Source organism: Actinomadura macrotermitis (assembly GCF_009604375.1).
GTDB classification, from domain to species: domain Bacteria; phylum Actinomycetota; class Actinomycetes; order Streptosporangiales; family Streptosporangiaceae; genus Spirillospora; species Spirillospora macrotermitis.
The window spans coordinates 1,922,435-1,947,532 of record NZ_WEGH01000002.1 but is presented as its reverse complement, the minus strand read 5'-3'; the positions used below and the strand labels follow the sequence as shown (position 1 = coordinate 1,947,532).

At 69.8% G+C, this 25,098-nt stretch carries 25 protein-coding genes and 1 tRNA gene; 2 read left to right on the top strand and 24 right to left on the bottom strand.

Going from position 1 to position 25,098, the window contains the following annotated elements:
* From ACRB68_RS21265 to ACRB68_RS21160, 22 genes are all read right to left on the bottom strand, one after another.
* The coding region (locus tag ACRB68_RS21265; RefSeq protein ID WP_153534648.1) for a hypothetical protein at positions 1-322 on the bottom strand (322 nt) is incomplete at its 3' end.
* A gap of 389 nt (positions 323-711) precedes the next feature.
* A complete protein-coding gene (locus tag ACRB68_RS21260) occupies positions 712-1,794 on the bottom strand; it encodes a hypothetical protein (RefSeq protein ID WP_153534646.1) in 1,083 nt (360 codons plus the stop codon).
* The gene (locus tag ACRB68_RS21255) at positions 1,791-2,279 is read right to left on the bottom strand and encodes a hypothetical protein (RefSeq protein WP_328594520.1); all 489 of its coding nucleotides are present in this window, start codon (positions 2,277-2,279) and stop codon (positions 1,791-1,793) included. The genes ACRB68_RS21260 and ACRB68_RS21255 overlap by 4 nt, the downstream gene beginning before the upstream one ends.
* Positions 2,276-3,736 (bottom strand): MlaD family protein, encoded by a 1,461-nt coding sequence (locus ACRB68_RS21250; protein WP_328594519.1) that lies wholly within the window; start codon positions 3,734-3,736, stop codon positions 2,276-2,278. Before ACRB68_RS21250 ends, ACRB68_RS21255 begins: the two co-directional genes overlap by 4 nt.
* Positions 3,733-5,004 carry an MCE family protein gene (locus tag ACRB68_RS21245; protein ID WP_153534644.1) on the bottom strand — a complete coding sequence of 424 codons (1,272 nt, stop codon included), beginning with the start codon at positions 5,002-5,004 and terminating at the stop codon, positions 3,733-3,735. The genes ACRB68_RS21250 and ACRB68_RS21245 overlap by 4 nt, the downstream gene beginning before the upstream one ends.
* Complete coding sequence (locus tag ACRB68_RS21240) at positions 5,001-6,257, bottom strand: MCE family protein (RefSeq protein WP_328594517.1); 1,257 nt, start codon at positions 6,255-6,257, stop codon at positions 5,001-5,003. The genes ACRB68_RS21245 and ACRB68_RS21240 overlap by 4 nt, the downstream gene beginning before the upstream one ends.
* A gap of 15 nt (positions 6,258-6,272) precedes the next feature.
* Positions 6,273-7,334: an MCE family protein gene (locus ACRB68_RS21235; RefSeq protein ID WP_153534642.1), complete on the bottom strand. Its 1,062-nt coding sequence runs from the start codon at positions 7,332-7,334 to the stop codon at positions 6,273-6,275.
* Positions 7,335-8,366: an MCE family protein gene (locus ACRB68_RS21230; protein WP_328594516.1), complete on the bottom strand. Its 1,032-nt coding sequence runs from the start codon at positions 8,364-8,366 to the stop codon at positions 7,335-7,337.
* On the bottom strand, positions 8,363-9,790 hold the full coding sequence (locus ACRB68_RS21225) for an MCE family protein (protein WP_153534640.1): 1,428 nt from the start codon (positions 9,788-9,790) through the stop codon (positions 8,363-8,365). The genes ACRB68_RS21230 and ACRB68_RS21225 overlap by 4 nt, the downstream gene beginning before the upstream one ends.
* Before the next feature lie 7 nt (positions 9,791-9,797).
* Complete coding sequence (locus ACRB68_RS21220) at positions 9,798-10,646, bottom strand: MlaE family ABC transporter permease (RefSeq protein ID WP_153534638.1); 849 nt, start codon at positions 10,644-10,646, stop codon at positions 9,798-9,800.
* Positions 10,646-11,500, bottom strand: coding sequence for an ABC transporter permease (locus tag ACRB68_RS21215; RefSeq protein ID WP_153534636.1), 855 nt, complete (start codon positions 11,498-11,500; stop codon positions 10,646-10,648). Before ACRB68_RS21215 ends, ACRB68_RS21220 begins: the two co-directional genes overlap by 1 nt.
* Positions 11,500-12,543, bottom strand: a complete 1,044-nt coding sequence (locus ACRB68_RS21210; RefSeq protein ID WP_328594515.1) for an ABC transporter ATP-binding protein — start codon at positions 12,541-12,543, stop codon at positions 11,500-11,502. The genes ACRB68_RS21215 and ACRB68_RS21210 overlap by 1 nt, the downstream gene beginning before the upstream one ends.
* Positions 12,544-13,079: 536 nt before the next feature.
* On the bottom strand, positions 13,080-13,472 hold the full coding sequence (gene rplL / locus ACRB68_RS21205; protein WP_153534634.1) for a 50S ribosomal protein L7/L12: 393 nt from the start codon (positions 13,470-13,472) through the stop codon (positions 13,080-13,082).
* A gap of 75 nt (positions 13,473-13,547) precedes the next feature.
* Complete coding sequence (gene rplJ / locus ACRB68_RS21200; RefSeq protein ID WP_153534632.1) at positions 13,548-14,114, bottom strand: 50S ribosomal protein L10; 567 nt, start codon at positions 14,112-14,114, stop codon at positions 13,548-13,550.
* 320 nt (positions 14,115-14,434) lie between these two features.
* A complete protein-coding gene (locus tag ACRB68_RS21195) occupies positions 14,435-15,244 on the bottom strand; it encodes a LolA-like protein (RefSeq protein ID WP_153534631.1) in 810 nt (269 codons plus the stop codon).
* A gap of 97 nt (positions 15,245-15,341) precedes the next feature.
* The gene (locus ACRB68_RS21190; protein WP_153534629.1) at positions 15,342-16,100 is read right to left on the bottom strand and encodes a hypothetical protein; all 759 of its coding nucleotides are present in this window, start codon (positions 16,098-16,100) and stop codon (positions 15,342-15,344) included.
* Between the two features lie 162 nt (positions 16,101-16,262).
* Positions 16,263-17,129, bottom strand: a complete 867-nt coding sequence (locus tag ACRB68_RS21185) for a LolA-like protein (RefSeq protein ID WP_153534627.1) — start codon at positions 17,127-17,129, stop codon at positions 16,263-16,265.
* Positions 17,130-17,306: 177 nt separating this feature from the next.
* Positions 17,307-18,023 (bottom strand): 50S ribosomal protein L1, encoded by a 717-nt coding sequence (gene rplA, locus ACRB68_RS21180; RefSeq protein WP_153534625.1) that lies wholly within the window; start codon positions 18,021-18,023, stop codon positions 17,307-17,309.
* A gap of 76 nt (positions 18,024-18,099) precedes the next feature.
* Positions 18,100-18,531, bottom strand: a complete 432-nt coding sequence (rplK, locus tag ACRB68_RS21175) for a 50S ribosomal protein L11 (RefSeq protein WP_153534623.1) — start codon at positions 18,529-18,531, stop codon at positions 18,100-18,102.
* 198 nt (positions 18,532-18,729) lie between these two features.
* Complete coding sequence (nusG, locus tag ACRB68_RS21170) at positions 18,730-19,596, bottom strand: transcription termination/antitermination protein NusG (protein ID WP_328594514.1); 867 nt, start codon at positions 19,594-19,596, stop codon at positions 18,730-18,732.
* A gap of 107 nt (positions 19,597-19,703) precedes the next feature.
* On the bottom strand, positions 19,704-19,952 hold the full coding sequence (gene secE / locus ACRB68_RS21165; RefSeq protein ID WP_153534619.1) for a preprotein translocase subunit SecE: 249 nt from the start codon (positions 19,950-19,952) through the stop codon (positions 19,704-19,706).
* A 123-nt stretch (positions 19,953-20,075) separates the two neighbouring features.
* Positions 20,076-20,148 (bottom strand) — tRNA-Trp (locus ACRB68_RS21160).
* A gap of 285 nt (positions 20,149-20,433) precedes the next feature.
* On the opposite strand from ACRB68_RS21160, the gene ACRB68_RS21155 reads away from it, so the two are divergent.
* Together ACRB68_RS21155 and ACRB68_RS21150 are read left to right on the top strand one after the other, a co-directional pair.
* Positions 20,434-21,645, top strand: a complete 1,212-nt coding sequence (locus ACRB68_RS21155; RefSeq protein ID WP_153534617.1) for a pyridoxal phosphate-dependent aminotransferase — start codon at positions 20,434-20,436, stop codon at positions 21,643-21,645.
* Between the two features lie 170 nt (positions 21,646-21,815).
* Positions 21,816-22,880, top strand: a complete 1,065-nt coding sequence (locus ACRB68_RS21150) for an adenosine deaminase (protein ID WP_153534615.1) — start codon at positions 21,816-21,818, stop codon at positions 22,878-22,880.
* 163 nt (positions 22,881-23,043) lie between these two features.
* Here the strand turns inward: ACRB68_RS21150 and ACRB68_RS21145 are convergent, their stop codons facing one another.
* The gene (locus tag ACRB68_RS21145; protein ID WP_153534613.1) at positions 23,044-24,477 is read right to left on the bottom strand and encodes an MFS transporter; all 1,434 of its coding nucleotides are present in this window, start codon (positions 24,475-24,477) and stop codon (positions 23,044-23,046) included.
* Between the two features lie 55 nt (positions 24,478-24,532).
* On the bottom strand, positions 24,533-25,087 hold the full coding sequence (locus ACRB68_RS40245; protein ID WP_207709754.1) for a TetR/AcrR family transcriptional regulator: 555 nt from the start codon (positions 25,085-25,087) through the stop codon (positions 24,533-24,535).
* Positions 25,088-25,098: the final 11 nt, after the last annotated feature.

The following is a 25,098-nucleotide window of genomic DNA, read 5'->3' as shown; positions in this document are numbered from 1 at the left end:
TGTCCTTGCACTCCTCCACGGAGTACTTGGGCGGCTCGAACCGGTGATCCCGGAAGGACAGCGACATGGTCCCGGAGAAGTCCTCAATCGGACTGATCTCTTCGAAAATCTCTTCGAGGCCCGACTGCGTCGGGACGCTCTTACTTCCGGCCTTCTGGGCCGCCTCGACCCGGGCCTTCCACTTCTCGTTACCCAGCAGCCAGTCGAACGAATTGGTCTGCAGAGCAAGGAGGTCCGGGACTTCGAGCGGCTCCTTGATGCGCGCGAAGGAGACGCGGTTCGGACCGGTTGCGGTATTCGAGGCGTTGCGCGAGGCTGCCAAGAGTGGTCCTTCCGAGGGCTCGCGGCGTAACTGACGACACGCACGCCAGACGATCCACGTCCAAGACCCGCAGAAACGGCACCAAATCGGGCCAGGGCAGGAGAGCTCTCACACGTGGATAGTCAGAGGGCAGCGCAAAGGGGCAGTGTAGCCGACTGCTACACCGCTCGCAACTCCAGCGCCGCCGTATGCATCACGTTGCCATGGAGCATCGCCCCTCATGGCCCTGGAGTCAAGAGCGGACATGGACTTTCCAGGCCCTGACCTGCAGTGAGGAAGGCCATAGTTTAAGCGGTCGCGCGGGGGGCCGCGAACGACTCAGGCGGCCGCCCCGGGAGGGGACGGCCGCCTGGGGCGGAACCGGGTGCCGGCGGGCCGGCGGGCGGTCGCTAGGAGATCACCACGAGCTCGGAGGCGAGCCACTTGCCGTGGGACTTGACCATCGTCATCTTGATCCGCAGCGCCTCGGGCAGCCGCGGCTGCTTGTCGGCCTTGGTGGAGGTGGTGCGGTTGGCGTACACCAGCGCGACGACCTTGTCGGGGGTGGCGCTCACCACGCCCGCCTTGATCACGGTGGTGGTCGACACCGCCTGCTGCTGCACCGCGCTGGCCCGCAGCTGCTGGGCCAGCTGGTCGTACTGGGTGTGCAGCTTGCCGGTGGTGGCGGCCGAGGCGGTCTTGAAGTCGGTGTCGAGCGTCCGGTAGTCGTAGGACGACAGGTCCTGCGCCGCCCGGGACGCGGCGAACACGCCCTTGTCGGCGGCGTCCTCGATCGCCGAGGCCTTGCTCGTCTTCAGGAAGAGCACGATGCCGCCGGCGAGGAGCGCGACGATCAGCACCAGGGAGCAGGCGAGGGTCGTCATGCCGCCGTAGGGACGCCAGGTGCGTCCGGCGGCCGGGGCGTCCTCGTCGTCCTCGTCCGCGTCGTCGTCCTCATCGGCCTCGGCGGCGGCCTTCTTCAGCCGCTTGGAGCTCTTCTTGACGACGACGGGCTCGTCCACGACGGTGTCGTCGGAATCCGCCTCCTCGGCGTCGTCCTCGACGGCCTCGGCCTCGTCGTCCGCCTCGGTCTTCGCGGCGGTCTTCTTCAGGCTCGGGGCGGGAGCGGGCGCCTCGCCGGCGTCCCCCTCCTCGTCCTCTTCCACCGCTGCGACCTGCGCCGACTTCTTCTCGGCCTCGGCTTCGGCGGTGGCCGCCGCCAGGGCGGCCTGAGCGAGCCGTGCGGCCTCCTTGGCCGCCGCGGCGGCTTCATCGGCAAGACGGGCCGCCCGCGAGGCCTCCTCGGCCTTCTCAGCGCGCTCGGCGGCCTTGGCCGCCTTGTCGCCGGCCTTCGCCGCCACCTCCGTGTCCTCCGCGGTGGTGTCCTCCACCACGGAGTCCTCCACCACGGAGTCCTCCACCACGGAGTCCTCGGCCTTGTCCGCTTCGGGCTTGTCCTTCGCGGAGCGCTTGCCCCGGCCGAGCATCGTCACGGAACCATCTCCAACTTCGAAACGAGCCACCGGTCACCGGACCTGGTGAGGTCCATCAGGAACCGGTAGGGGCGCGCCACGCCATTGGTGACCTTGGGGTTGGTGACGGTCCCGTTCAGCGAGACCATCACCTCCGCCGAGTCGCCCTTGAGGGACACCAGACCGGCGTCGACCTGGCTCACGCCGGACTTGGCCTGGGTCTTGGCGAGCTGGTCCATGAACGTCTTGGACTGGGTGGCCAGCTGGTTCTTGAGGTTTCCGGTGGTCCCCGCGACGATCCGGTCCAGGTCGCGCTGGGCGTTGTTGTAGTCGAGCGTCATGAGGTTGACGCCCATCTGCCGCGCGGCCTGGGCGGCCTTCTCGCGCTGTTCGGCGTCGTCGCTCTGGCCCAGGTGCTTCACACCGAGCAACACCACCGCGACGGCCAGCGCCGCCACGATCGCCACGAGGGCGATCGTGGTGGTGAGGCTCCGGTCGCGGCTCACTGGCTGAGGGGTCCCAGCAACAGCCACTTCCACGAGGATTCTTCTCCCAACTGGCGAGTGCCGGCACTACGGGGCATGGCGTACCGCTTGCCATCGGGCCCGTAGACCACTCCGGTCGAAGGATCGTACCCGGCGAATTCCACCGAGTTGGCCGAGCTCGCGCCATAGACACCGGTGTTCTGCGTGCCGTTCGCGGTCGCCGCCGCGGCGGCCTTGTCGCCGCCCTTGGCCTGGTCCTTGGCCTGGGCGTCGGTCTTGCCCGTCCCGTACGCGCCGCCTTCGGGGAACCCGGCGCCGGTGGTGGCGCCCGGGGGCAGCTTCGGCGCCGGCACGAGGGCCGACTTGGGGAAGTTGCGGGAGCCGCGGACGGCCGACGGCGAGTCGTGCGGCGCCTTGCAGCCGACGTTCAGCAGCGGCGCCTTGTGCTCGGTGAACTGGGGCCAGCGCTTCTTGACGCCCTCGTAGCCCTTGGTGCACGGCTGCGGCGCCCCGAAGTTGAGCTCCAGGCCGAGGTGCTGGGTGCCGTCGCCGGGCGTCACGGTGTAGGCGCCCGCCACGGCGATCGGGTACAGCACCAGCAGCGACCGCAGGCCCGCCTGGTGGGTGGTGAGGACCTGCCCGGTGGTGGTCAGGTTGGCCAGCAGCACCGGCATCGTCGGCGACAGGTCGTTGACGAGGGCGTTGGCCTGGCTCACCGCGCCCGGGGTCGCGTCGATGACCCCGCGCAGCGCCGGGTCGTCCTGGCGCAGCGCGGCGGTCAGCTCGCGCAGGTTGCCGGCGAAGCCGCGGATGTTGGCGCCCTGCTGCCGCTGGGTGTCCAGCACGGTGCGGCTGTTGTCCAGCAGCTGCTTGGTGTCGGGGTAGGCCTGGTCGGCGGTCTGCAGCAGCCGGTCGGTGTCGTCCAGGATCTTCTGCAGGTCGGTGGCCGACCCGTTGAAGGCCTTGTCCAGCTCGTCCACGATCGTGCCGAGGTTCTTGGGGTCGATCGAGGTGACGAGCCGGTCGACGTTGCGCAGCAGCTCGGCGGTGGACACCGGCAGCTTGGTGTTCTGCCGGGGGATCGTGTACGGGCCCTTCTCGTCCAGGTAGGGCCCGCCGGTCTTGCTCGGCTGCAGGTCGATGTACTGCTCGCCGACCGCGGAGCGGTTGGCGACCACGGCCGACAGCCCGTCGCGCGGGATGCGCTTGCCGCTGCCCTTGTTCAGCAACAGCTTGACCTTGATGCCGTCCTTGGTGAGCTGGATCGGCCCGACCCGCCCGACCGGCACGCCGCGGTAGGTGACCTCGGCGTTGGTGAACACGCCGCCGGAGTCGCTGAGGTCGACGTAGGCGGTGTACTGCTTGCCGAGCAGGCCCCGGCCGAGGCCGATGTAGCGGATCGACACGATCGAGATGCCGACGATCGTGATGACGAGGAAGACGACCAGCTGGATCTTGACGCCGCGCTTGAGGATCACGACAGGCCCCCCATCATCAGGGTCCGCAGGTCACCCTCGCCGAGCGCGCGCGGGCGTCCCTGTTGCTGCTGCTTCGTCTTCTTGCCGGTGGACTTGGACGGGCTCGGCGTCGGGACCGGAGCGGTCCCGTTGGCGCCGGCGTCACCGGGCATCTGCGGCAGCACACCGAGCGCCGGCTGCGGCAGCGACACGTTCGGCACCTTCAGCATCGAGCGCATCTGCTTGCCGCCGAGGGCGCCCTCCAGGTCGGTGCCGCCGAGCAGGTTGTGCGCGATCGACTGGAAGTCCAGGTCGATGGTCAGCCGCACGTTGCCGTAGTCGCCCTTGATGACGTTGGCGAACGTCGCCGGGAACGGGAAGGTGATCATCCCGGTGAGCGCCTTCGGCAGGTCGCTGCCGGCCTTGTTCAGGTTGCGCAGGATGGTGTCGATGTCCCGGAGGTTGGCCAGGAAGTCGGCCTTGGACTGGTCGATCACCCCGGTGGTGGTGCGCGACAGCTTGTCCAGCGCCACCAGCATCCGGGTGAGGTCGGCCCGGTTGCGGTTCAGGATCGAGATCGCCGGCCCGGTCCGGTCGATGGTGTCGGTGATCGTGGCGCGCTCGGCCGACAGCTTGCCCGACAGGCGGTCGATGCTGTCGAGCGCGCGGGTGATCGCGCCGCGGTTGCGGTCCAGCGTGCCGACGAAGGTGTTCACCTGGTGCAGCACCGACTTGATGGTGGCCTCGCGGCCGCCCATCGCCGCCTGCAGCTCGTGGCTGATGGTGGAGACCTGCTCGATGCCGCCGCCGTTCAGCAGCAGCGAGAACGCCGACAGCACCTCCTCGATCTCGGTGCTGCGGGTGGTACGGGCGAGCGGGATGCGGTCGCCGGAGGCCAGCTCGCCCGCGGCGGGCTCGTTGACCGGCGGCGACAGCGCGACGAACTTCTCGCCCAGCAGGCTGGTCTGGCCGATGGTGGCGATCGCGTTGGAGGGCAGCCGGACGTCCCGGCGCACCTTGACGGTGACGACCGCGTGCCAGCCCGAGCCGCCGCCCCCGGCCAGGTCGATCTTGTCGACCTTGCCGACGGAGACGTCGTTGACCTTCACCACCGACTGCGGGACCAGGTCCAGCACGTTGGCGAACTCGACCTTGACGGTCTTCGGCCGATCCCCCAGGTCGGGGCCGCCGGGCAGCGGGATCGAGTCGACCCCGCGGAAGGAGCAGCCCGACATCGCGGCCATCGCCGCGACCGTGGCCGCGCCGAGCTTGACCAGTCGCCGGCTCATCGGCCACCTCCGGGGAGCAGTGCGCGCACGTCGCCGGTCTTGGCGCCGGTGCGGGCGGTGGAACCGGACGTCGCCCTGCTCTTGCCCTTGCCGTTCTTCCCGCCGGGCCCGTAGGCGTCCGGCGGGATCGGCACCGGGTCGTAGTGCGTGGTCAGCGCCGTGATCCAGGACAGGTCCAGGGTGAAGCCGGCCAGCGCCTTGCCGATGCCGTTGTAGGGCGTGACGAAGTCCAGGCACTGCTTGGCCGGGGTGCCGACCGAGTAGGCCAGCGAGCACACCCAGTCGGCCAGGTTGTTGAACTGCAGCAGGTTGGCGCGGGTGTGGATGGTGCCGCTGATCGGGTCGTAGGCGCGGCCCACGTTGTTGATGGCCAGCGGGCCCGCGATCAGCACCTCGCCGAGGGCGTCCTTCTCCTTCACCAGCACGGCGGTGATCTGCGCGAGCTGGCGGACGTTGGCCGACAGCGCGCTGCGGTTGCCCTTGATGAAGCGCTGGACGTTGCGCAGTGTCGGGCCGAGGGTCTGCAGCGCGGCGCTGAGCTCCTCCTTCTCCCCCGCCAGCTGCCCCGACACCCCGTTGAGGTGCCCGGTGAAGGACTTGATCTGCTCGTCGTTGGCCTTCATCGCGCCGGTGATGACGCGCAGGTTCTCGATGGTCTTGGCCACGTCGCCCCGGTCGGCGCTGAGCGTGCTCAGCATCTGGGAGGTGTCGTGGATGGTCTGCCGGATGTCGCCGCCCTGGCCGTCCAGGGTCTGCGCGCCGACCTCCAGCAGCTTGGACAGCGAGCCGTTCTTGTTGGCGCCGTCGGGGCCGAGGGCCTTGTTGAGGTCGTTCAGGCTGCCGCCGATCTCGTCGACCTCGATCGGCACCGCGGTGCGGTTGACGGTCAGCGTCGCCTTGTCCGGCATGACCTCGGCGCCGGGCTTGTAGACGGGGGTCAGCTGGATGTACCGGTCGGCGACCAGGGTCTGGTTGACCACGATGGCCTGGGCGCTGGCCGGGACCTTGTACTTGGCGTCGTACTTGAGCTCGACCTTGACCGCGTTGCCGACGGGGGTGACCTTGGTGACCCGGCCGACCGGGATGCCGAGGATGCGCACGTCGGCGCCGGCGTACAGGCCGACGGTGCGGGTGAAGTAGGCCGTCAGGTGCCGCTGCTTGGGTTCCCGGAGCAGCAGCACCAGCGCGGCCGCCAGCACGGCGAGCGCGAGGAGCGCACCGCCGATGCGGAGGATGGTTGCTGAGTTACGCACGAGTGACCTGCCTGCTTACGGGAGGAAAGGCAACGGGTTGTTCTTGTTCTGGCCGTTCTGGCCGCCGCTCTGGTTCGGGCCGCGGCCGCCCGGGGCGCCCGGCTGCTTGGCCGGGTCCTTGATGGAGGCGGGGATCGGCAGCAGGTTCTGGATGTAGTTGTCGAACCAGCGGCCGGTGCCGGTGACGTCGGAGAACTGCCGGGCGAACGGCGCGAACAGCTGGAGGGTGCGGTCCAGGTTGTCCTGGTTCTTCAGCAGCAGCCGGTTGACCTTCTGCAGGTTGTCCAGCATCGGCCGCAGCTCCGCCTCGTTCTCCTTGATCAGCGCGTTCACCTGCTGCGACAGCACCACCGTGTTGATCAGCAGCTGGTGGATCACCGCGCGGCGGGCCTGCACGGCCTGCAGCACCTTGTCGCCGTCGGCGACCAGCTTGCTGAAGTCCTGGTTGCGGTCGGCCAGCAGCTGGGAGACGTCCTTGGCGCGGCCGGCCAGCTCGTGCAGCTCGTCGTCGCGGGAGGCGATGGTGTTGGACAGCCGGCGCAGGCCCTGCAGCGACGCCCTGATCTCCTCGGGGGAGTTCTTGAAGGTGTCCGACAGCACGTCGAACGACTTCGCCATCTGCTGGTAGTCGATCTTGCTGACCCGCTGGCTCAGCTCGCTGATCGCCGGCACCACCTCGAAGGGGGTGGTGGTGCGGTCCTGCGGGATCCTGCGGCCGAGGGTGCCGCCGCCCCGCGGGTCCAGGGACAAAAAGTGCGAGCCCAGCACCGTCTTGATCTTGATCTCGGCGCGGGTCAGCGAGCCCAGCTTGACGTCGTCGTTCACCTTGAAGGTGACCTTGACGTGGTCGCCGTCCAGGTCCAGGCCGGTGACCTTGCCGACCTTGACGCCCGCGACGCGCACCTCCTCGCCGGTCTTCAGGCCGGCCGCCTCGGCGAACGCCGCCTCGTGCACCTTGCCGCGGTCGATGAACGGGATGTTCTGCAGGTTCAGCGCCAGCACCAGCAGCACGATGATGATCGCGAAGGCGGCGAGGCCGATGGGGACCGGGTTGCGCTCCCGGAAGGGGATCCTCATCTACTTGCACCTCGCGTTCTCGTTCACGATCGCCGGCGTCTGGTAGACCGGCCCGCCCGGCAGCCGCACCCGCGCGTCGAGTCCGCAGATGTACATGTTGAACCAGGAGCCGTAGGAGGAGATGTTGGTCAGCCCCTCCAGCAGGCCCGGGGTCCGCTTCAGGCCCCGGTCCAGCTCGCCGCTGTTGGCGTTCAGGGTCTTGGCCAGGGTGTTCAGGCCGCGGATGTCGTTGTTGATCGCGGGCCGGCCGTCGCGCAGCAGGTCCGCGGTGGTGCCGGACAGGTCGTTGATCGCGGCGACCGAGTCGAAGATGGCCTTGCGGTCGTCGGCGACCCCCGACACGAACCCGCGCAGGTCGGTGACCAGCTGGTTCACCTCGCTGTGCCGGGCGTCGATGGTGCCGAGCACGTTGTTGAGGTTGCCGATGACCTGGCCGATGACCTGGTCGCGGTTGGCCAGGGTGCTGGTCAGCGACGCCACGTGCGACAGCAGGCTGTTGACGGTGCCGCCCTCGCCCTGCAGGACCTGCACGATCTGGAAGGACAGCTTGTTGACGTCGTCGGGCTCCAGCGCGCGGAACAGCGGCCGGAAGCCGTTGAACAGCACGGTGAGGTCCAGCGCCGGCTTGGTCTGCGTCACCGGGATGACGCCGTTGCGCGGCAGGTACTGGTTGGGCGCGCCGGGGCCCTCGGTCAGCGCCAGGTAGCGCTGGCCCATCAGGTTGCGGTAGCGGACCTGCACGTTGGTGCTGGCCGGCAGCCCCGCCCGGAACACGCCGTCCTTGTTCAGGGAGAAGGTGACCTTGGCCTGGTGGTCCTTGGTCAGCTCGATCTTGTCGACCTGGCCGACCCGCACGCCGGCCACCCGGACGTCGTCCTTGTCCAGCAGGCCGGCCACGTCGCTGATGATCGCCTTGTAGCTGCGGGACTCGGCGAACCGCATGTTGGTGATGGTCATCGCCAGCACGCCGGTGGCCAGCGAGGTCAGCGCAACGAAGATCACCAGCTTGATGGCCGCGCTCGTGGTCTTCACTTGACCGTCACCACCGATCCCTGCAGCACCGGGCCGAACAGCAGCACCGCCACGTCCGACACCTGGTCGGACTGGGTGCGGGTGAGCGGGCCCACCAAGGTCTTGATCTTGTCCTTCTCGCTCATGTCGCTACCGGGGTCGACGAAGACGTTCGACAGCGCGCGGCCGCGGCCGGTGCCGGTCTGGCCCGTGTTCGGCAGGCCCGTGTTCGGCAGGCCGGTGTTCGCGGTCTTGGCGGTCTTGCTGGTCTTGCTGGTCGGGTGCGGGATCGGGTCGTCCTTGCCGTGCGGGTTCTTCCACCACAGGTCGTCCTCGGTACCGTCGAGGGCGAGGTAGTCGGGGAAGGGCACCTTGGGGTTCGGCAGGTTGTAGCAGCGCGGCCCGCGCTGGTCCTTGGCCTCGGGCAGGTCCAGCGGCGCCTTGTAGGCCGGGCGCGGCTTGACGATCTCGATGGTCAGATTGAACGAGGAGTTGCGGCCGCCGGCCACCCGCTCGGCCTCGGGCTGCAGGTTCACCAGGCCGCGCATGACGCACGGCGTCGAGGGCGCGTACCGGGCCAGCACCGCCAGCGCGTCGCGGTTGGCGATGTTGAAGCCGACGATCTTGGGCGCGTTCTCCTGCATGAACCGGTTGCCGTTCCCGGCGAACCCGGTGATCTGCGGGATGATGCCCTCGATCTGCACCCGCTTGTCGGTGATGGTCTTGCTGGTGACGTTGATGTTGCGCAGCGTCTGCAGCAGGTCCGGCGCCGCGTCGGCGTAGATGTCGGACACGTCCGACAGCGCCTTCAGGTCGTAGACCAGCGTGCCGAGCTCGGGGTTGATCTTCTTCAGCAGCGCGTCGGTCTGCTCCAGGTTGCGGCCGAGCTGGTCGCCCCGCCCCTGCAGCGCCGTCGCGATCGCGTTCAGGGTGGTGTTCAGCTTCTCCGGCTTCACCGCCTGCAGCAGCGGCAGCAGGTTGTTCAGCACCTTGTCGATCTCGACGGCGGCCTGGGAACGGTCCTGCTCGATCACCTGGTTCTTGCGCAGACCGAGCGCGCCGGGCTGCTGCGGGATCTCCAGGTCCACGTACTTCTCACCGAACAGCGTCTTCGGCAGCAACCGCGCCTGCACGTTGTTCGGGATCAGCTTGGCCTTGTCGGGGTCCAGCGCCAGGTCCAGCTCGGCGCCGTTGGCGGTGACGCGGGTGCCGCGCACCTCGCCCACGATCAGGCCGCGCACCTTGACGTCCGAGTGCGGCAGCAGCTGCAGGCCGGCCCGGTCGCCGGTCACCTTGACCTTGGTGACCGGGGTGAAGGTCTTGTTGAACAGTGCCACGGTCAGCGCCAGCAGCAGCGCGACCACCAGCACCATGGACAGGCCCAGCAGGCGGTACTGCACCCGCAGCGGGATGCCGCCGCCCCTCGGGTTCGCGGAATGGGTCATCGCGCCGTCACCCCGCAATCCGTACGGTCGTGGTGGCTCCCCAGATCGCCATGCCGAGCAGCAGGTCGGCCACGTTGATCACGACGATGCTGGTGCGCACCGCGCGGCCCACCGCGATGCCGACGCCCGCGGGGCCGCCGCTGGCGTGGTAGCCGTAGTAGCAGTGGATCAGCATGACGAGCACCGAGAAAATGATCACCTTGCCGAACGACCACATGATGTCGTTCGGTGGCAGGAACAGGTCGAAGTAGTGGTCGTAGGTGCCGGTGGACTGCCCGTAGAACACCGTGACGATCAACCGCGTCGCACCGTAGGAGGCCAGCAGGCCGACGATGTACAGCGGGACCACCGCGATCATCCCGGCCAGCATCCGGGTCGTCACCAGGAAGGGCATGGAGGGAACCGCCATGACCTCCAGCGCGTCGATCTCGTCGGAGATGCGCATCGCGCCGAGCTGGGCGGTGAAGCCGCAGCCGACCGTGGCCGACAGGGCGAGCGCCGACACCAGGGGGGCGATCTCACGCGTGTTGAAGTAGGAGGCGACGAAGCCGGTGAACGCGGCCGTGCCGATCTGGTTCAGCGAGTTGTAACCCTGCAGGCCGACCTGGCTGCCGGTGAAGAACGTCATGAAGCCGACGATCACCACCGAGCCGCCGATCACCGCCAGGCCGCCGGTGCCGAGGCTCACCTCGGCCAGCAGCCGCAGCACCTCGGTGCGGTAGCGGCGCAGGACACGGAACACCCAGGCGAAGGCGCGCGCGTAGAACGACAGCTGGTGACCGAAGTCCTCCAGCCGCGCCAGCGGCGCGTTCACCACGCGGTTGACGGCCTTCCCCGTCTTGCTTGGGGCTGCCATCACATGCCCTTCGACGGAACGAACTGGAAGTACAGCGTGGAGATGATGAAGTTCTCCAGGAACAGCAGCATGAAGGTGATGACGACGGTCTGGTTCACCGCGTCGCCCACGCCCTTCGGGCCGCCCTTGGCGTTCAACCCCTTGTAGGCGGCGACGAGGCCGGCGGTGATGCCGAACACGAACGCCTTGAACTCGGCCTGCAGCAGGTCGGGCAGCTGCGCGATCGCGTTGAACGACGCCAGGTAGGCGCCCGGTGTGCCGTCCTGCAGCACCACGTTGAAGACGTAGCCGCCGATCAGGCCGACGACCGAGACCAGGCCGTTCAGGAACAGCGCGATGAACGCGCACGCCAGCATCCGCGGCACCACCAGGCGGTGCAGCGGGTTGATGCCGAGCACCTCCATGGCGTCGATCTCCTCGCGGATCTTCCGCGAGCCGATGTCGGCGCACATGGCCGAGCCCGCGGCGCCCGCGACCAGCAGCGAGGTGACCAGCGGGCTGGCCTCGCGCACGATCGCGACCACCGCGGTGGCGCCCGTGTAGGACTGTGCGCCGAGCTGCCGGATGAGGCCGCCCACCTGCAGCGACAGCACGCCGCCGAAGGGGATGGCGACCAGCATGGTCGGCACCACGGTCACGCTGACGATGAACCAGGCCTGCTCGATGAACTCACGCCACTGCACCGGGCGCTTGAACATCGCCCGGAAGGTGTCAAGGACCAGGGCGAAGAACCGCCCCGGCTCCTTGATCGCGACATTGGTGGCACCATCGGAGATCTTGCGGAGCGTGGCGGAGCCACCGCCACCGCTCTTCCTGCCCTCTCGCTGGTTCGCGCCGATACCAGGAGTGGACATTAGTGCATGCCTCCAGCGGGCTGCGGGCCGCCCTGGCCGTGCCCGGACGCCACGGGACCCATCGCGGCCACGTACCGCGGCCATTCCTCGGCCCAGTTGCGGCCGAGGTCGTCGACGAACGAACCGGGGGGCGGGGTGATGCCGTGCGCCGCGCACCAGGCGCCGGGCGGCTGCTGCGCCCGGCGGACGCGGCCGTCGCTCGGCATCAGCTGCGGCGCGATCGGCGGCAGCTTGCCGACCTCCAGGCCCATCCGGGCCTCGGCCTCCAGCTCGGAGACGTCCTTCTCCTCCGACATGCCGATGGGGCCCTGCCGGCGGGCGTTCAGGAACTGCCGGACGACCGGCTCCTCGCTGGACAGCAGCATCTCGCGCGGCCCGAACATCACCAGCTCACGGCGGAACAGCAGGCCGATGTTGTCCGGCACGGTCCGCGCGGTGTTGATGTCGTGGGTCACGATCAGGAACGTCGCGTCGATCTGCGCGTTCAGGTCCACGATCAGCTGGTTCAGGTAGGCGGTGCGGACCGGGTCCAGACCCGAGTCCGGCTCGTCCACCAGCAGGATCGCCGGGTCCAGCACCAGCGCGCGGGCGAGGCCGGCGCGCTTCTTCATACCGCCGGAGATCTCGCCCGGGAGCTTGTGCTCGGCGCCGATGAGGCCGACCAGCTCCATCTTCTCCATGACGATGCGCTTGACTTCGGACTCGGACTTCTTGGTGTGCTCGCGCAGCGGGAAGGCGATGTTGTCGAACAGGTTCATGGAGCCGAACAGGGCCCCGTCCTGGAACAGCACGCCGAACAGCTTGCGGGTCTCGTAGAGCTGGTGCTCGGGCAGGTAGGGCAGGTCCTTGTCACCGATCCAGATGTGCCCGCGGTCCGGCTTCAGCAGACCGACCAGGGACTTCAGGAAGACCGACTTGCCCGTGCCCGAAGGGCCGAGGAGAACGGAGATCTCTCCTGCGGGAAGCGTCAGCGACACGTCCTGCCAGATGGTCTGGCGGCCGAAGGACTTGGTCAGCCCCTCGACTCTGATTTCGACGCCCACTCGTCACCTTTCGTCCAGGCCGGGGGTTTCCGGAACCAATGAGCGAGTGCAAACTCAGCTGTACTTTGTCCGTCACACCGTGTGTCCGCGTCGTTGCTACCACCCGGTAGCTGTGGCGGGTGCCACTACCGTAGCGGCCGCTTCCGGAAATGGAAGGGGTTCGGGGGCAGATCAGCGGCAAAATGCGACGTTGTAAGACAATCGTTACTTACGTCACGTGGGACACTACTCGTCCGCGAACCCGCACCTCAAGCCGGGGGTTCGGCCACGGCCGGGGCCGGGCGTGCAGTACACCACGTTGGTGCCGCAAGGGACGTTACGCCGCCGATGTGACCTGTGACAACCCGCTCGCGGACAGCTCCGCGCCGCCGTTTTGTCACTGTTCGATAGTTTCCCCGGCACCCGCTCACCTGCGGACATCCCCGCGAACGCCAGAAGGCGGCCACCCCCGAAGGGATGACCGCCTCCTGCGCGGGCACCGGGGGCCGCGAACGGCACCGGCGTCCGGAGAGCGTCGAAGCTCGGAGAAGCCGTACTTACTTGACGGAGACCGTCGCGCCGGCCTTCTCCAGGGCCTCCTTGGCCTTCTCGGCCGTCTCCTTGTTGACCTTCTCCAGGAGGGTCTTGGGGGCGCCGTCGACCAGGTCCTTGGCCTCCTTGAGGCCGAGGGAGGTGAGGCCGCGCACCTCCTTGATGACCTGGATCTTCTTGTCGCCGGCGGCCTCGAGGACGACGTCGAACTCGTCCTGCTCGGCGGCGGCCTCGCCACCACCGGCGGCACCGCCGGCGGCGGGGGCGGCGGCGACGGCGACCGGCGCGGCGGCCTTGACGTCGAAGACCTCTTCGAACTGCTTCACGAACTCGGACAGCTCGAGGAGGGTCATCTCCTTGAAGGTGTCGAGCAGCTCGTCGGTGCTGAGCTTCGCCATGATGTTTCCTCCGCTATGGCTTGGAACGTATGGGGTGTTACTGAACCGCGGGATCCCGGCCTGGACGGCCGGGACTCACTCGGCGGACGCCTCGTCGGCGACCGGAGCCTCGGCCGTCTCGCCGGCGGCCTCGCGCTTGGCGCGCAGGGCCTCGGCCAGCTGGGCGGCCTGCGTCGGCAGGGCGTTGAACAGCGCGGCGGCGTTGGCCATCGAGCCCTTCATCGCACCGGCGAGCTTCGCGAGGAGCACCTCGCGCGACTCCAGGTCCGCGAGCTTGCCGATCTCAGCGGCGGACATCGACTTGCCGTCGATGAAGCCGCCCTTGATGACCAGCAGCGGGTTGGCCTTCGCGAAGTCACGCAGGCCCTTGGCGGCCTCGACCACATCGCCGTTGACGAACGCGATCGCCGAGGGGCCTTCGAGCAGGTTGCGGAACTGCTCGTCGACGCCGGCGTCGGTCGCGGCGATGTTGGTCAGCGTGTTCTTCACGACGGCGAACTTCGCGTTCTCGCCGAGGTTGGTGCGCAGCTCCTTGAGCTGCGCCACCGTGAGCCCGCGGTACTCGGTCAGCACGGCGCCGTTCGAGCTCTCGAAGTCGTTCTTGAGCTCGGCGATCGCCGTGGCCTTTTCGGCCTTGGCCATGGGGCCTCCTTCCGATTACCTGGGTGGTCGCGACCCGCGTCCGAACGGACGGGACCGCTACCTGGTGTGGAAGCCGCCGGGGCGAAAAGCCTGGAAAAACAGCGAACGCCCCGGCGTAGGCGCACGGGGCGTCAGGCACGACGCGGAGGTCATGCGGGAAGCTCTCGTCTCACCTACGCGGGCCGCCCGAATTTCTTCGGGTCCTTCGGCCATCCGAAACGGATGGCGACCGGCGGTCTTCGGCAGTCTCGATGGTACGGGCACTGGAACCGCTATGCCAAATCGGCCGCGGGGCGGGCGCCCCGCGGCCGCCGCACGGCTCAGGCGCCGGTGGGGATCCGGGGCAGCTCGACATCGCCGACCTCGGACGCCGGCGGGGCCTGCACGTCCACCGGCTTGTTGTAGTCCCGGTAGAACCCCGACATGGTCATCTGGCCCTGCTTGGTGCCCTGCACCAAGGTGATCTTGCGCGGCAGTTCGTCGGCGCCGACCCACAGGTCGAAGTTCGCCGAGGTGATGCCGGCCGCGGCGAGCTGCTTCTCCTTGGCCGCGCGGGCCTGCGGGTCGGTGAACTTGGAGAGCATCTCCTCGGCGGTGAGCGTCCCGGTGAAGTGCCGGGTCGGCACACCCTCGACGGTCTCGGGACCGACCTCGCGCACGTTCTTGGAGGCGGTGAACATCTTGGTCTGCTCGGCCGGGCCCTGCTGCTGGGCCTGGTCGAACATCTGGTTCATGTTCCGGCCGGACGCGGCGCTCATGGCGTCCGCCGAGATCCGGCCCCACGCCTTGCCGTTCTTGGGCTTCATGAAGGCCGACTTCATGTACATCGCCTTGTCGACGATGCGCATCTCCATGACCTGGGCGCCACCATTGGAGACGATCATCCGCGCCGCCAGCGAGGGGCGCAGCCGCGACTCGACCTTCATGTTCATCTTCGTCGGACCGTCCATGGTGAGGTCCATCGTGAAGGTGTCCACCGTCGCCGACTTCTGCGCCGACTTGCCCAGCACCTGCGCGGCGGTGAGCTTGATGTTGTCGACGGCCTTCTTCTCCGCGCCCCCGAGACAGCCGGTGAGCGACAGGGAAAGGGAGGCGGCGGCGACCGTGCCGGCGGCGATACGGCGGAACATGCTGAAGGGGCTCCTCTGCTGGGGGGCGCCCGCATCACATGATCAGGCGCAGACGGAGCACCCTATCGGGGCATTCCACCCACTTCGGCCGCCGGCCTCAGAACCCGGCGACCTGCGCGGCGGGCGGCGGCCGCACGTCCACCGGCCGGCCGTAGTCGTGGTAGACGGCCGTGGTGGTCAAGTCCCCCGTCGAGGTGGACACGACCATGACCGCTTTGCTCGGAAGCCCGGCCGGGTCGAGCCACAGATCGAACCGCGTCGTGCCGACCCCCAGGGTGCGGTACGTGCGCTCACGCTCAGGGCGGATCTTCGGATCGAACCGGGCCAATGCCTGTTCGAAGGTGAGCGTGCCGGTCAGATGCCGGTTCCGTCCTCTTTCACTGCTCTCGCGGACATCGGTGGACGCGGCGAGCGCCTTGACCTGCTCGGCCGGATCGTCCCGGCGGACCCGCGCCACCTCGTCGGCCATCAACCCCGCACCGGGAGAAGACCCGTCCACGGAGGCGCTCGCCCACGGTTTGCCCGGGCGCCAGGCAGGCTCGTCCAGCTTGCAGTAGGCCATCCTGTCGATGAGACGCGTTTCGGTACACCCGGTCTTGCCTCCGCTCACCACCGCGCTCATCGCGACCCTGGGGCGGAGCCGGCTCCGAACGGTCGTGGTCACCCGCGGCCCGCTGGACTCCACGGTCATGTCGGCGATGTAGGTCTCGACCTGCCCGGCCCTGCGGGCCGTCTCGGCCAGCAGCCGCACGGCGGCCGGTTCGGCGCCCCCGGCGGCCTTCTCGCCGGCGCACCCGGTGAGCGACAGGGGCAGGACCGCGGCCACGGCCGCCCCCACAGCGATACGACGGAACATGCGGGAGGGCTCCTCGCGCGGCGATGCCCGGCGCCACGGCCGGAAACCAAGATCAGACGGAGCCGTGACCCTATCGCCCCGCGCTCGCCCCGAACACCCCGAGCAGCGCTCGACGGGGCGTCCGCCCGGACCGGGCGAGCACCCCGTCGTTCACCACAGGGCTCAGTTGTGCGGGGTACCGCGCAGCAGGCCGTCCAGCGACAGCTGGCCCGTCTGCTCGGCGGGCGGCGGGTTCACCCCGAACGACTTGCCGTAGTCGCTGTACAGCACGGTGACCGTGCCGGCCTTGGCGTCGGCGCCGGCGCCCTTGGACACCAGCTTGCGCGGCAGGTTGTCGCCGTCCGTCCACAGATCGAAGTTGATCTTGTCGTTGCCGCCGCCCTGCGGGAACCAGCGCTTGACCTTCTCCCGCGCCTGCGCGTCCAGCTTCGCCAGCGCGTCCTGGACGGTGACCGTGCCGGTGTAGTGCACGGTCTTCACGCCGTCCACCGTCTCCTCGCCGACCCGGCGGGCGTCCTTGGAACCGGTGAACATCTTGGTCTGCTCGGCCGGGTCGACCTTCTGCACCTGGTCGATCAGGCCCTTGACGTCGAAGCCCGTGCGCTGCGACATCTGGTTCACGTCGATCTTCAGCCACGGCTTGCCGCCCGCCACGAACTGGGTGAGCTGCTGCGGCACCTTGGCGTACAGCGTGTTCCCCGTGAAGATCGCCTGCGCGCCGCCGAGCGACACCGACTGGCCGCCGCCGCGACTGAACTCGTCCAGCTTCACGCTGAAGGCCAGGTCCGGACGCAGCCGGAACTGCCCCGTCGCGTGCACCCGCCCGCCCTCGGCGGTGTCGCTCACCGTCAGGTCGGCCTTGAACGCGTCGGCCTTGCCCACCTTCTGGGAGGACTTCAGCAGCGCCTCGTTGGCGCTGAGCTTCATGGTGCCGGTCGTACCGCTCGACCCGTCGGCGTTGCATCCGGACAGGAGGAGGGCGGCACCGACGGCGGCGCTCCCCGCGACCACGGTGTATCGGCGCTTCATCAGGATGAGCCTCTCTTGTCGCCCTGCTGTATGGGTTCCAGTCTCACCGCACGACGCCCCCCGAATCATCCCCCACGGGTACGAAAGGGGGACAGACCCGTACGACCAGCGGCGTAGGTGGCGAAGACGAGAAAGGGCGCCCCCCGAAACGGGGAGCGCCCTTGCCAGGCCGGAGGATCAGGCCTCGTCGAGCTCGGCGACCAGGTTGCGCACCGCGTTCGGGTCGACCGGGATGCTCGGCCCCATCGAGGTGGTGAGCACCGCCTTCTTCACGTAACGGCCCTTGGCCGCCGACGGCTTGAGCCGCTGCACCTCGTCCACCGCCGCCGCGTAGTTCTCCAGCAGCTGGCGGTCGGAGAAGGACGCCTTGCCGATGATGAAGTGCAGGTTCGCGTGCCGGTCCACCCGGAACTCGATCTTGCCGCCCTTGATGTCGGTCACGGCCTTGGCCACGTCCATGGTCACCGTGCCGGTCTTGGGGTTCGGCATCAGGCCGCGCGGGCCGAGCACCCGGCCGAGGCGGCCGACCTTGCCCATCTGGTCCGGCGTCGCCACGACCGCGTCGAAGTCCAGGAAACCGCCCTGGATCCGCTCGATCATGTCGTCCGAGCCCACCAGGTCGGCGCCGGCCTCACGGGCCTCGTCCGCCTTCGCGCCGCCGGCGAAGACCAGCACGCGGGCCGTCTTGCCGGTGCCGTTCGGCAGGTTGACGGTGCCGCGCACCATCTGGTCCGCCTTGCGCGGGTCCACGCCGAGGCGCATCGCGACCTCGACCGTGGCGTCGAACTTGGTGACCGAGGTCTCCTTGGCCAGCCGGACGGCCTCCAGCGGGCTGTACAGCGCGTCCTTGTCGATCTTCTCGACCGCGGCGCGGTAACCCTTGCTGCGCTTCATGCTCTGCTCCTTTGTGGTGCGGGCCGCACCGGCCCTCCCACGTCGAACCGCGCGCGGACCTCCCGCGCGCGAGGACTTACTTGACCTCGATGCCCATCGAGCGGGCGGTGCCGGCGACGATCTTCTCGGCGGCGTCCAGGTCGTTGGCGTTCAGGTCGGGCATCTTGGTGGTGGCGATCTCGCGGATCTGGTCGCGGGTCACCGAGCCGACCTTGGTCTTGTGCGGCTCGCCGGAGCCCTTCTCCACGCCCGCGGCCTTCAGGATGAGCTGCGCGGCCGGCGGGGTCTTGGTGACGAAGGTGAACGAGCGGTCCTCGTAGATGGTGATCTCTACGGGGATGACGTTGCCGCGCTGGGACTCGGTGGCGGCGTTGTACTGCTTGCAGAAGTCCATGATGTTGACGCCGTGCGGACCGAGGGCGGTACCGACCGGCGGGGCCGGGGTCGCGGCGCCCGCGTTCAGCTGCACCTTGACGACGGCGGTGATCTTCTTCTTCTTGGGAGGCATGCCTCACCCCTAGCGTTCCGTTTCACTGTGATCCCGACTCCCGCCTGGGCGGGCAACACCGACGGCCGGAACGTAGCGCTCAGGTGTTGGGATCCTGGCCCCGCTCGCGCGGGGAAACTCATGACCCGAAAAAGCCGCCCACGCCGTGGGCGGCCGTTCCAGGATACGCACCGTGCCGGGCGGACCGGCCCGGCGGCGTCAGATCTTGGAGACCTGGTTGAACGACAGCTCGACCGGGGTCTCCCGGCCGAAGATCGACACCAGCACCTTGAGCTTCTGCTGCTCGGCGTTGATCTCGTTGACCGTGGCGGGCAGCGTGGCGAACGGGCCGTCCATGACGGTGACCGACTCGCCGACCTCGAAGTCCACGTGCGGGGTGGCCTTGGCCTGCTGCTCCTTGGTCTTGACCTGCTCCTCCGGCTCGGGGGCCAGCAGGTTGGCGACCTCGTCCAGGCTGAGCGGGGACGGCTTGTTCAGCAGCCCCACGAAGCCGGTCACGCCCGGCGTGTTGCGGACCGCGGCCCACGACTCGTCGGTGAGCTCCATGCGGACCAGGATGTAGCCCGGCAGGACCTTCTCGTTGACCTTCTGCTTCTTCCCGCCCTTGAACTCGGTGACCTCGTGCTGGGGCACCTCGATCTGGAAGATGTAGTCCTCCATGTTCAGGGTCTGGGTACGGGTCTCGATGTTGGTCTTGACCCGGTTCTCATACCCCGCGTAGGAGTGCACGACGTACCAGTCGCCCGGCTGGAGGCGCAGCTCCATCTTGAAGGCGGCGTAGGGGTCGAGCTTGGGCTCCTCCTCGGCCTCTTCGGCCTCGGCGTCGACGGCCTCGTCGGCGCCGGCGTCCGCCGCCTCGACGCCCTCGGTCTCGACCTCGGCGAGCCGCTCGTCGCCCTCGTCCGCGTCGACGTCGTTGGTGGCGTACTCCTCGGCCCCCTCGAGGGCCTCGGCCGACCGCTCGTCGGCGATCGGGGCGCTCTCGTCCGCCGGTTCGGCCGCAGCAGCCGCAGCAGACCGGGCCTCTTCGCTGGCCTCGTCGTGGGGCTGTGAGGACTCGGACACGGTGGCAGACTCTTTCTCTCGACGGGCTGGAGTTTCGCGCGGTGCGGGACCGGGACCGGCCCGGCCGGAGGGGCCCGGCGGACATGCGTCCGGGCCCGGGTCACGGCTCAGCTGAAGAGGCTGAAGATGCCCTTCTGCAGGACCCAGTCCACGCCCGACACGAGCGCGACCATGATCAGCACGAACACCAGGGAGACCGTGGTGTAGGTGATGAGCTCACGGCGGGTCGGCCAGATGACCTTGCGCAGCTCGGCGATCACCTGACGCACGAACAGGGCGGGGGAGGTCCGCTTGGCCGCGGGCTTCGCCTTGCCTTCGTCCTTGGCCGCGGCCTCGCCGCGCGTCTCAGTCGCCATTGTGCCGCCGTTCACCTCGTAGGTCGTGTCCAACCACATCGTGGTTGCCGCGCATTCCCGCACCACGACCCGCCGGAGGGCGGGCCGGAACGTGGCCGGTACAGGTGCGCGCACCGCACCTCGCAGGGCAGGAGGGACTCGAACCCCCAACCGCCGGTTTTGGAGACCGGAGCTCTACCAATTGAGCCACTGCCCTACATCCCTGTAAGGGGACAACACCGCCGCCCCCGCGAAGAGGCGACCCGGTCCGGAGACCGGTCGTGCCGCTCACAGCATACGGCTTGTACGGACATGCTCGTATGACGATGACGCGTCACTAGGTGGGTGAGTCTACGTCGCCGACGCCCCCGCGTCGAACCGGAACCCCGGACGGGCCGCCGGCGACCCGTCCGCAGGCCCGCTCCACCAGGGCGGGAGCGGTTCGTGACGCGGCCTGGCGTATCCCGCTGAACCATCGGCCCGGGTCTGTAACGATAGGGACATGAGCATCGACCGTCCTCGCATCTCCCGGCGCATCGCCGCGATCTCCGAGTCCGCCACGCTGGCCGTGGACGCCAAGGCCAAGGCGCTGAAGGCGGCGGGCCGTCCGGTCATCGGCTTCGGCGCGGGCGAGCCCGACTTCCCGACGCCCGGCTACATCGTGGAGGCCGCGGTGACCGCTGCCCGGGTGCCGCGGTTCCACAAGTACACGCCGGCGGGCGGGCTGCCCGAGCTGCGCGCCGCGGTGGCCGAGAAGACCGAGCGCGACTCCGGTTACCGGGTGGAGGCGTCCCAGGTCCTGATCACCAACGGCGGCAAGCAGGCGGTGTACGAGGCGTTCGCGGCGCTGCTGGACCCGGGCGACGAGGTGCTGGTGCCGACGCCGTACTGGACCACCTACCCCGAGTCGATCAAGCTGGCGGGCGGGGTGCCGGTGGACGTGGTGGCCGACGAGACCACCGGCTACCGGGTGAGCGTGGCGCAGCTGGAGGCGGCGCGCACCGACCGCACCAAGGTGCTGCTGTTCGTGTCGCCGTCGAACCCGACGGGCGCGGTGTACTCGCGCGACGAGATCGAGGCGATCGGCCGCTGGGCGGACGAGCACGGCCTGTGGGTGGTCACCGACGAGATCTACGAGCACCTGGTGTACGGGGACGCCGAGTTCCACTCGATGCCGGTGGTGGTCCCCGAGCTGGCCGACCGGACGCTGGTGCTGAACGGCGTCGCCAAGACCTACGCGATGACGGGCTGGCGGGTGGGCTGGCTGGTCGGCCCGCAGGACGTGGTGAAGGCGGCGGCGAACCTGCAGTCGCACGCGACGTCGAACGTGGCGAACGTCTCGCAGGCGGCGGCGCTGGCGGCGGTGACCGGCGACCTGTCGGCGGTGGCGGAGATGCGCACCGCGTTCGACCGGCGGCGGCAGACGATGGTGCGGATGCTCAACGACATCCCGGGCGTGTTCTGCCCGGTGCCCGAGGGCGCGTTCTACGCCTACCCGTCGGTCAAGGAGCTGCTGGGCAAGGAGATCCGGGGCAAGCGGCCGCAGAGCTCGGTGGAGCTGGCGGCGCTGATCCTGGAGGAGGCCGAGGTGGCGCTGGTGCCGGGTGAGGCGTTCGGCACGCCGGGCTACTTCCGGCTGTCGTACGCGCTCGGCGACGACGACCTGGTCGAGGGCGTGTCGCGGGTGGCCAAGCTGCTGTCCGAGGCGCGCTGACGCGTCACGCGGTAAAAGGATCATGGCCCCGGGGCGTCCCCGGGGCCATGATCCTTTTTGGTGTGCGCAGGGTCCCGGCATGGCCACGGCGTGCCATCCGGGGTAGTCCGGACGGGCGGTAGTGGGGCGCCGGGGGTTCGGCCGCGGGCCGGATCCGGCAACATTGGCCCATGGAGGCCCCTACCGCTGTCGCCCGCCCCGCCGAGGGCCGTCGTCCCGATCTGTCCCGTGATGTCGCCACGCTCCCCAAGGCCCATCTGCATCTGCACTTCACCGGTTCGATGCGGCACTCGACGCTGGTGGAGCTGGCCGCCGAGCGCGGCGTGCAGCTGCCGGAGGCGCTGGTGCAGGACTGGCCGCCGCGGCTGCGGGCGACCGACGAGCGCGGCTGGTTCCGGTTCCAGCGGCTGTACGACATCGCGCGGTCGGTGCTGCAGACACCGGACGACCTGCGCCGGCTGGTGCGCGAGACGGCCGAGGACGAGGCGGCCGAGGGGTCGGGGTGGCTGGAGATCCAGGTCGACCCGAGCGGGTACGCGTCCCGGTTCGGCGGGCTGACGCCGACGGTGGAGCTGGTGCTGGACGCGGTCCGCGAGGCGTCGGCGGCGACCGGCGTCGGCATCGGGGTGGTGATCGCGGCGAACCGGACCCGGCATCCGCTGGACGCCAAGACCCTGGCGCGGCTGGCGGTCCGCTACGCCGATCAGGGCGTGGTGGGGTTCGGGCTGTCCAACGACGAGCGGCGGGGCCGGGCCTACGACTTCGAGGGGGCGTTCCGGATCGCCAAGCGCGGCGGGCTGCTGTCGACGCCGCACGGCGGTGAGCTGCTCGGGCCCGGGAGCGTCCGCGAGTGCCTGGAGATGCTGGAGGCCGACCGGATCGGGCACGGGGTGCGGGCGGTGGAGGACCCGCGGCTGCTGGCGCGGATCGTGGACCGGGGCGTGACGCTGGAGGTGTGCCCGGCGTCGAACGTGAGCCTCGGGGTGGCGCGGTCGGCGGCGGAGGTGCCGGTGCGGGCGCTGTACGAGGCGGGGGCGCGGATCGCGCTCGGCGCCGACGACCCGCTGCTGTTCGGGTCGCGGCTGGCCCGGCAGTACGCGCTGGTGCGGGACGGGCACGGCTTCTCCGACGCCGAGCTGGCGGAGCTGGCGCGGCAGTCGATCGAGGGGTCGGCGGCGCCGGACTCGGTGCGGGGCCGGCTGCTCGCCGCCGTGGACGCCTGGCTGGCGTCCTGACGGCGGCGGGCAGCGGGGGGCCGAGGCGCCCGGAGCTTGCGACGCGCCTCGGCATTGGGGGTGCCCCCCATGGAGGCGGGGGGCCGAGGCGCCCGGAGCTTGCGACGCGCCTCGGCATTGGGGGTGTCCCCCATGGAGGCGGAGTGCCGAGGCGCGCCGCGGGTCAGCCGGTGACGGGTTCGGCGACGGGCCCGGCGACCGGTGCGGGCTCGGGCTCGGATCCGTCGGGGGTCCGCGCCGGGATCAGCAGGCTGATCAGGGCGCCGGCGGCGAGCACGCCGGTGCCGGCCCACAGCGCGACGTCCAGGCCGTCGGCGAAGGCGCGCGGGGTGGTCATGTCGCCGTTCGCGGCGAAGACGGTGCCGAGCACCGCGACGCCGAGGACCGTGCCGAGCTGGCGGACGACGTTGCTGACGCCGGAGGCGACGCCGCTGAGGGCGGGCGGGGCGAAGCCGAGGACCAGGCGGGCGACGGGCGGGAAGAACAGGCCCATGCCGGCGCCGGCGAGCACGAACCCGGGGACGGCCTCGCCGTAGCCGAGGCCGGGGGTGAGCACGGCGGCGATCCAGCCGAGGCCGGCGGCCTGGAGGACCAGCCCGGCGGCGAGCACGGCGCGGCCGCCGAAGCGGGCGATCAGCGGGGCGGTGAGCGGCGCGACCAGGATCGGCATGCCGGTCCAGGGCAGGCTGCGCACGCCGGCCTCCAGCGGGCTGTAGCCCATGACGCCCTGCATGAACTGGCTGAGCAGGAACGTGCTGCCGAACATGGCGAACGCCATCGCGATGCCGACGAGGTTCACCGTGCTGAAGCCGCGGTCGCGGAACAGGCCCATCGGCAGCATCGGGTGGGCGGTGCGCAGCTCGTGCGCGACGAAGGCGGCGAGCAGCACCGCGCCGCCGATGAGGGCGCCGAGGACCTGGGCGCTGGTCCAGCCGTGCTCGTTGCCGCGGACCAGGCCGAGGACGACGCCGAGGACGCCGCCGGTGACCAGCAGGGTGCCGAGCGGGTCCAGGCGCTTGGCCGGGCCGTGGCTCTCGGCCAGGAAGCCGGGGGCGAGCACGAGCAGCACGGCGCCGACCGGGACGTTGATCCAGAAGATCCACTCCCAGGAGGCGTACTCGGTGACGGCGCCGCCGACGACGGGGCCGAGCGCGACGCCGAGGCCGCTCATCACGCTCCAGGCGGCGAGGGCGGCGCCGCGCCGGGCGGCCGGGACGGCGGCGGCGAGCAGGGTGAGGGTGAGCGGCGCGACGATCGCGCCGCCGGCGCCCTGCACGGCGCGGGCCGCGATGAGCACGCCGACGTTCGGGGCGAGCGCGGCGGCGGCGGAGGCGAGGGTGAACAGCGCGAGGCCGCCGAGGAACAGGCGGCGGCGGCCGTGCCGGTCGGCGATGGAGGCGGCGGGCAGCAGCAGGACCGCGGAGGCGATGGTGTAGGCGTTGACCGTCCACTCCAGCCCTTCCAGGCCGGTGCCGAGGTCGGCGCGGATGGCGGGCAGGGCGTTGGTGACGATGAGGTTGTCCAGGGTCACCATGAACAGGGCGACGCCGGTGATGATGAACGTGCGCAGGGGTCCGCCGGGGGGATGGTCGCGCATGGCCGTTCTCCTTCTGATTAGTTATCAGTCACTAACTTACGGGCCGAAAAAAAGATCACCGGGTCTCCTCCTGCGACCACGCGTGCAGCGACGCGGGCAGCCGGTCGCCGGGCTCGAAGGGGATGTCGAACGTGGTCAGCACGTTGAGCAGCATGCCGACCGACACGAACCGCACCGCCTCCTCGGCGTCGCCGCCCGCCAGCGAGGTGATCAGCCGCCACAGCCCGGCCCACTTGGCGCGGCTGAGCTCGCGGACGGCCTCGTCGTCGAGGGCGGAGGCGTAGAGCTGGAGCTGGAACTGCAGCAGCGCGTGGTCGCTGCGCAGCAGCTCCAGGTAGCGGCGGCCCATGGCCCGGGTGGCGTCCTTGCCGTGCAGGCCGCCGGCCGCGTCGCGCATCTCCTCGGCCAGGACGTCGAAGCAGTGCTCGGCGGCGGCGAGGAACAGCGCGTGCTTGGAGGGGAACAGCCGGAACAGGTAGGGCTGGGAGACCCCGACCCGCTCGGCGATGGCCGCGGTGGAGGTGCCCTCGTAGCCGCGGCGGCCGAACTCGGCCAGCGCGGCCTTGATCGTCTGCTCGCGGCGCGCGGCGGCGCTCATCCGGGTGGCCATGGCCCGAAGTT

Coding starts and splice junctions, on each gene's coding strand:
- ACRB68_RS21245 (WP_153534644.1), bottom strand. CDS start 5,004: ATGAGCCGGCGACTGGTCAAGCTCGGCGCGGCCACGGTCGCGGCGATG.
- ACRB68_RS21235 (WP_153534642.1), bottom strand. CDS start 7,334: ATGAGGATCCCCTTCCGGGAGCGCAACCCGGTCCCCATCGGCCTCGCC.
- ACRB68_RS21225 (WP_153534640.1), bottom strand. CDS start 9,790: ATGACCCATTCCGCGAACCCGAGGGGCGGCGGCATCCCGCTGCGGGTG.
- ACRB68_RS21220 (WP_153534638.1), bottom strand. CDS start 10,646: ATGGCAGCCCCAAGCAAGACGGGGAAGGCCGTCAACCGCGTGGTGAAC.
- ACRB68_RS21215 (WP_153534636.1), bottom strand. CDS start 11,500: ATGTCCACTCCTGGTATCGGCGCGAACCAGCGAGAGGGCAGGAAGAGC.
- rplL (WP_153534634.1), bottom strand. CDS start 13,472: ATGGCGAAGCTCAGCACCGACGAGCTGCTCGACACCTTCAAGGAGATG.
- rplJ (WP_153534632.1), bottom strand. CDS start 14,114: ATGGCCAAGGCCGAAAAGGCCACGGCGATCGCCGAGCTCAAGAACGAC.
- ACRB68_RS21195 (WP_153534631.1), bottom strand. CDS start 15,244: ATGTTCCGCCGTATCGCCGCCGGCACGGTCGCCGCCGCCTCCCTTTCC.
- ACRB68_RS21190 (WP_153534629.1), bottom strand. CDS start 16,100: ATGTTCCGTCGTATCGCTGTGGGGGCGGCCGTGGCCGCGGTCCTGCCC.
- ACRB68_RS21185 (WP_153534627.1), bottom strand. CDS start 17,129: ATGAAGCGCCGATACACCGTGGTCGCGGGGAGCGCCGCCGTCGGTGCC.
- rplA (WP_153534625.1), bottom strand. CDS start 18,023: ATGAAGCGCAGCAAGGGTTACCGCGCCGCGGTCGAGAAGATCGACAAG.
- rplK (WP_153534623.1), bottom strand. CDS start 18,531: ATGCCTCCCAAGAAGAAGAAGATCACCGCCGTCGTCAAGGTGCAGCTG.
- secE (WP_153534619.1), bottom strand. CDS start 19,952: ATGGCGACTGAGACGCGCGGCGAGGCCGCGGCCAAGGACGAAGGCAAG.
- ACRB68_RS21155 (WP_153534617.1), top strand. CDS start 20,434: ATGAGCATCGACCGTCCTCGCATCTCCCGGCGCATCGCCGCGATCTCC.
- ACRB68_RS21150 (WP_153534615.1), top strand. CDS start 21,816: ATGGAGGCCCCTACCGCTGTCGCCCGCCCCGCCGAGGGCCGTCGTCCC.
- ACRB68_RS21145 (WP_153534613.1), bottom strand. CDS start 24,477: ATGCGCGACCATCCCCCCGGCGGACCCCTGCGCACGTTCATCATCACC.
- ACRB68_RS40245 (WP_207709754.1), bottom strand. CDS start 25,087: ATGGCCACCCGGATGAGCGCCGCCGCGCGCCGCGAGCAGACGATCAAG.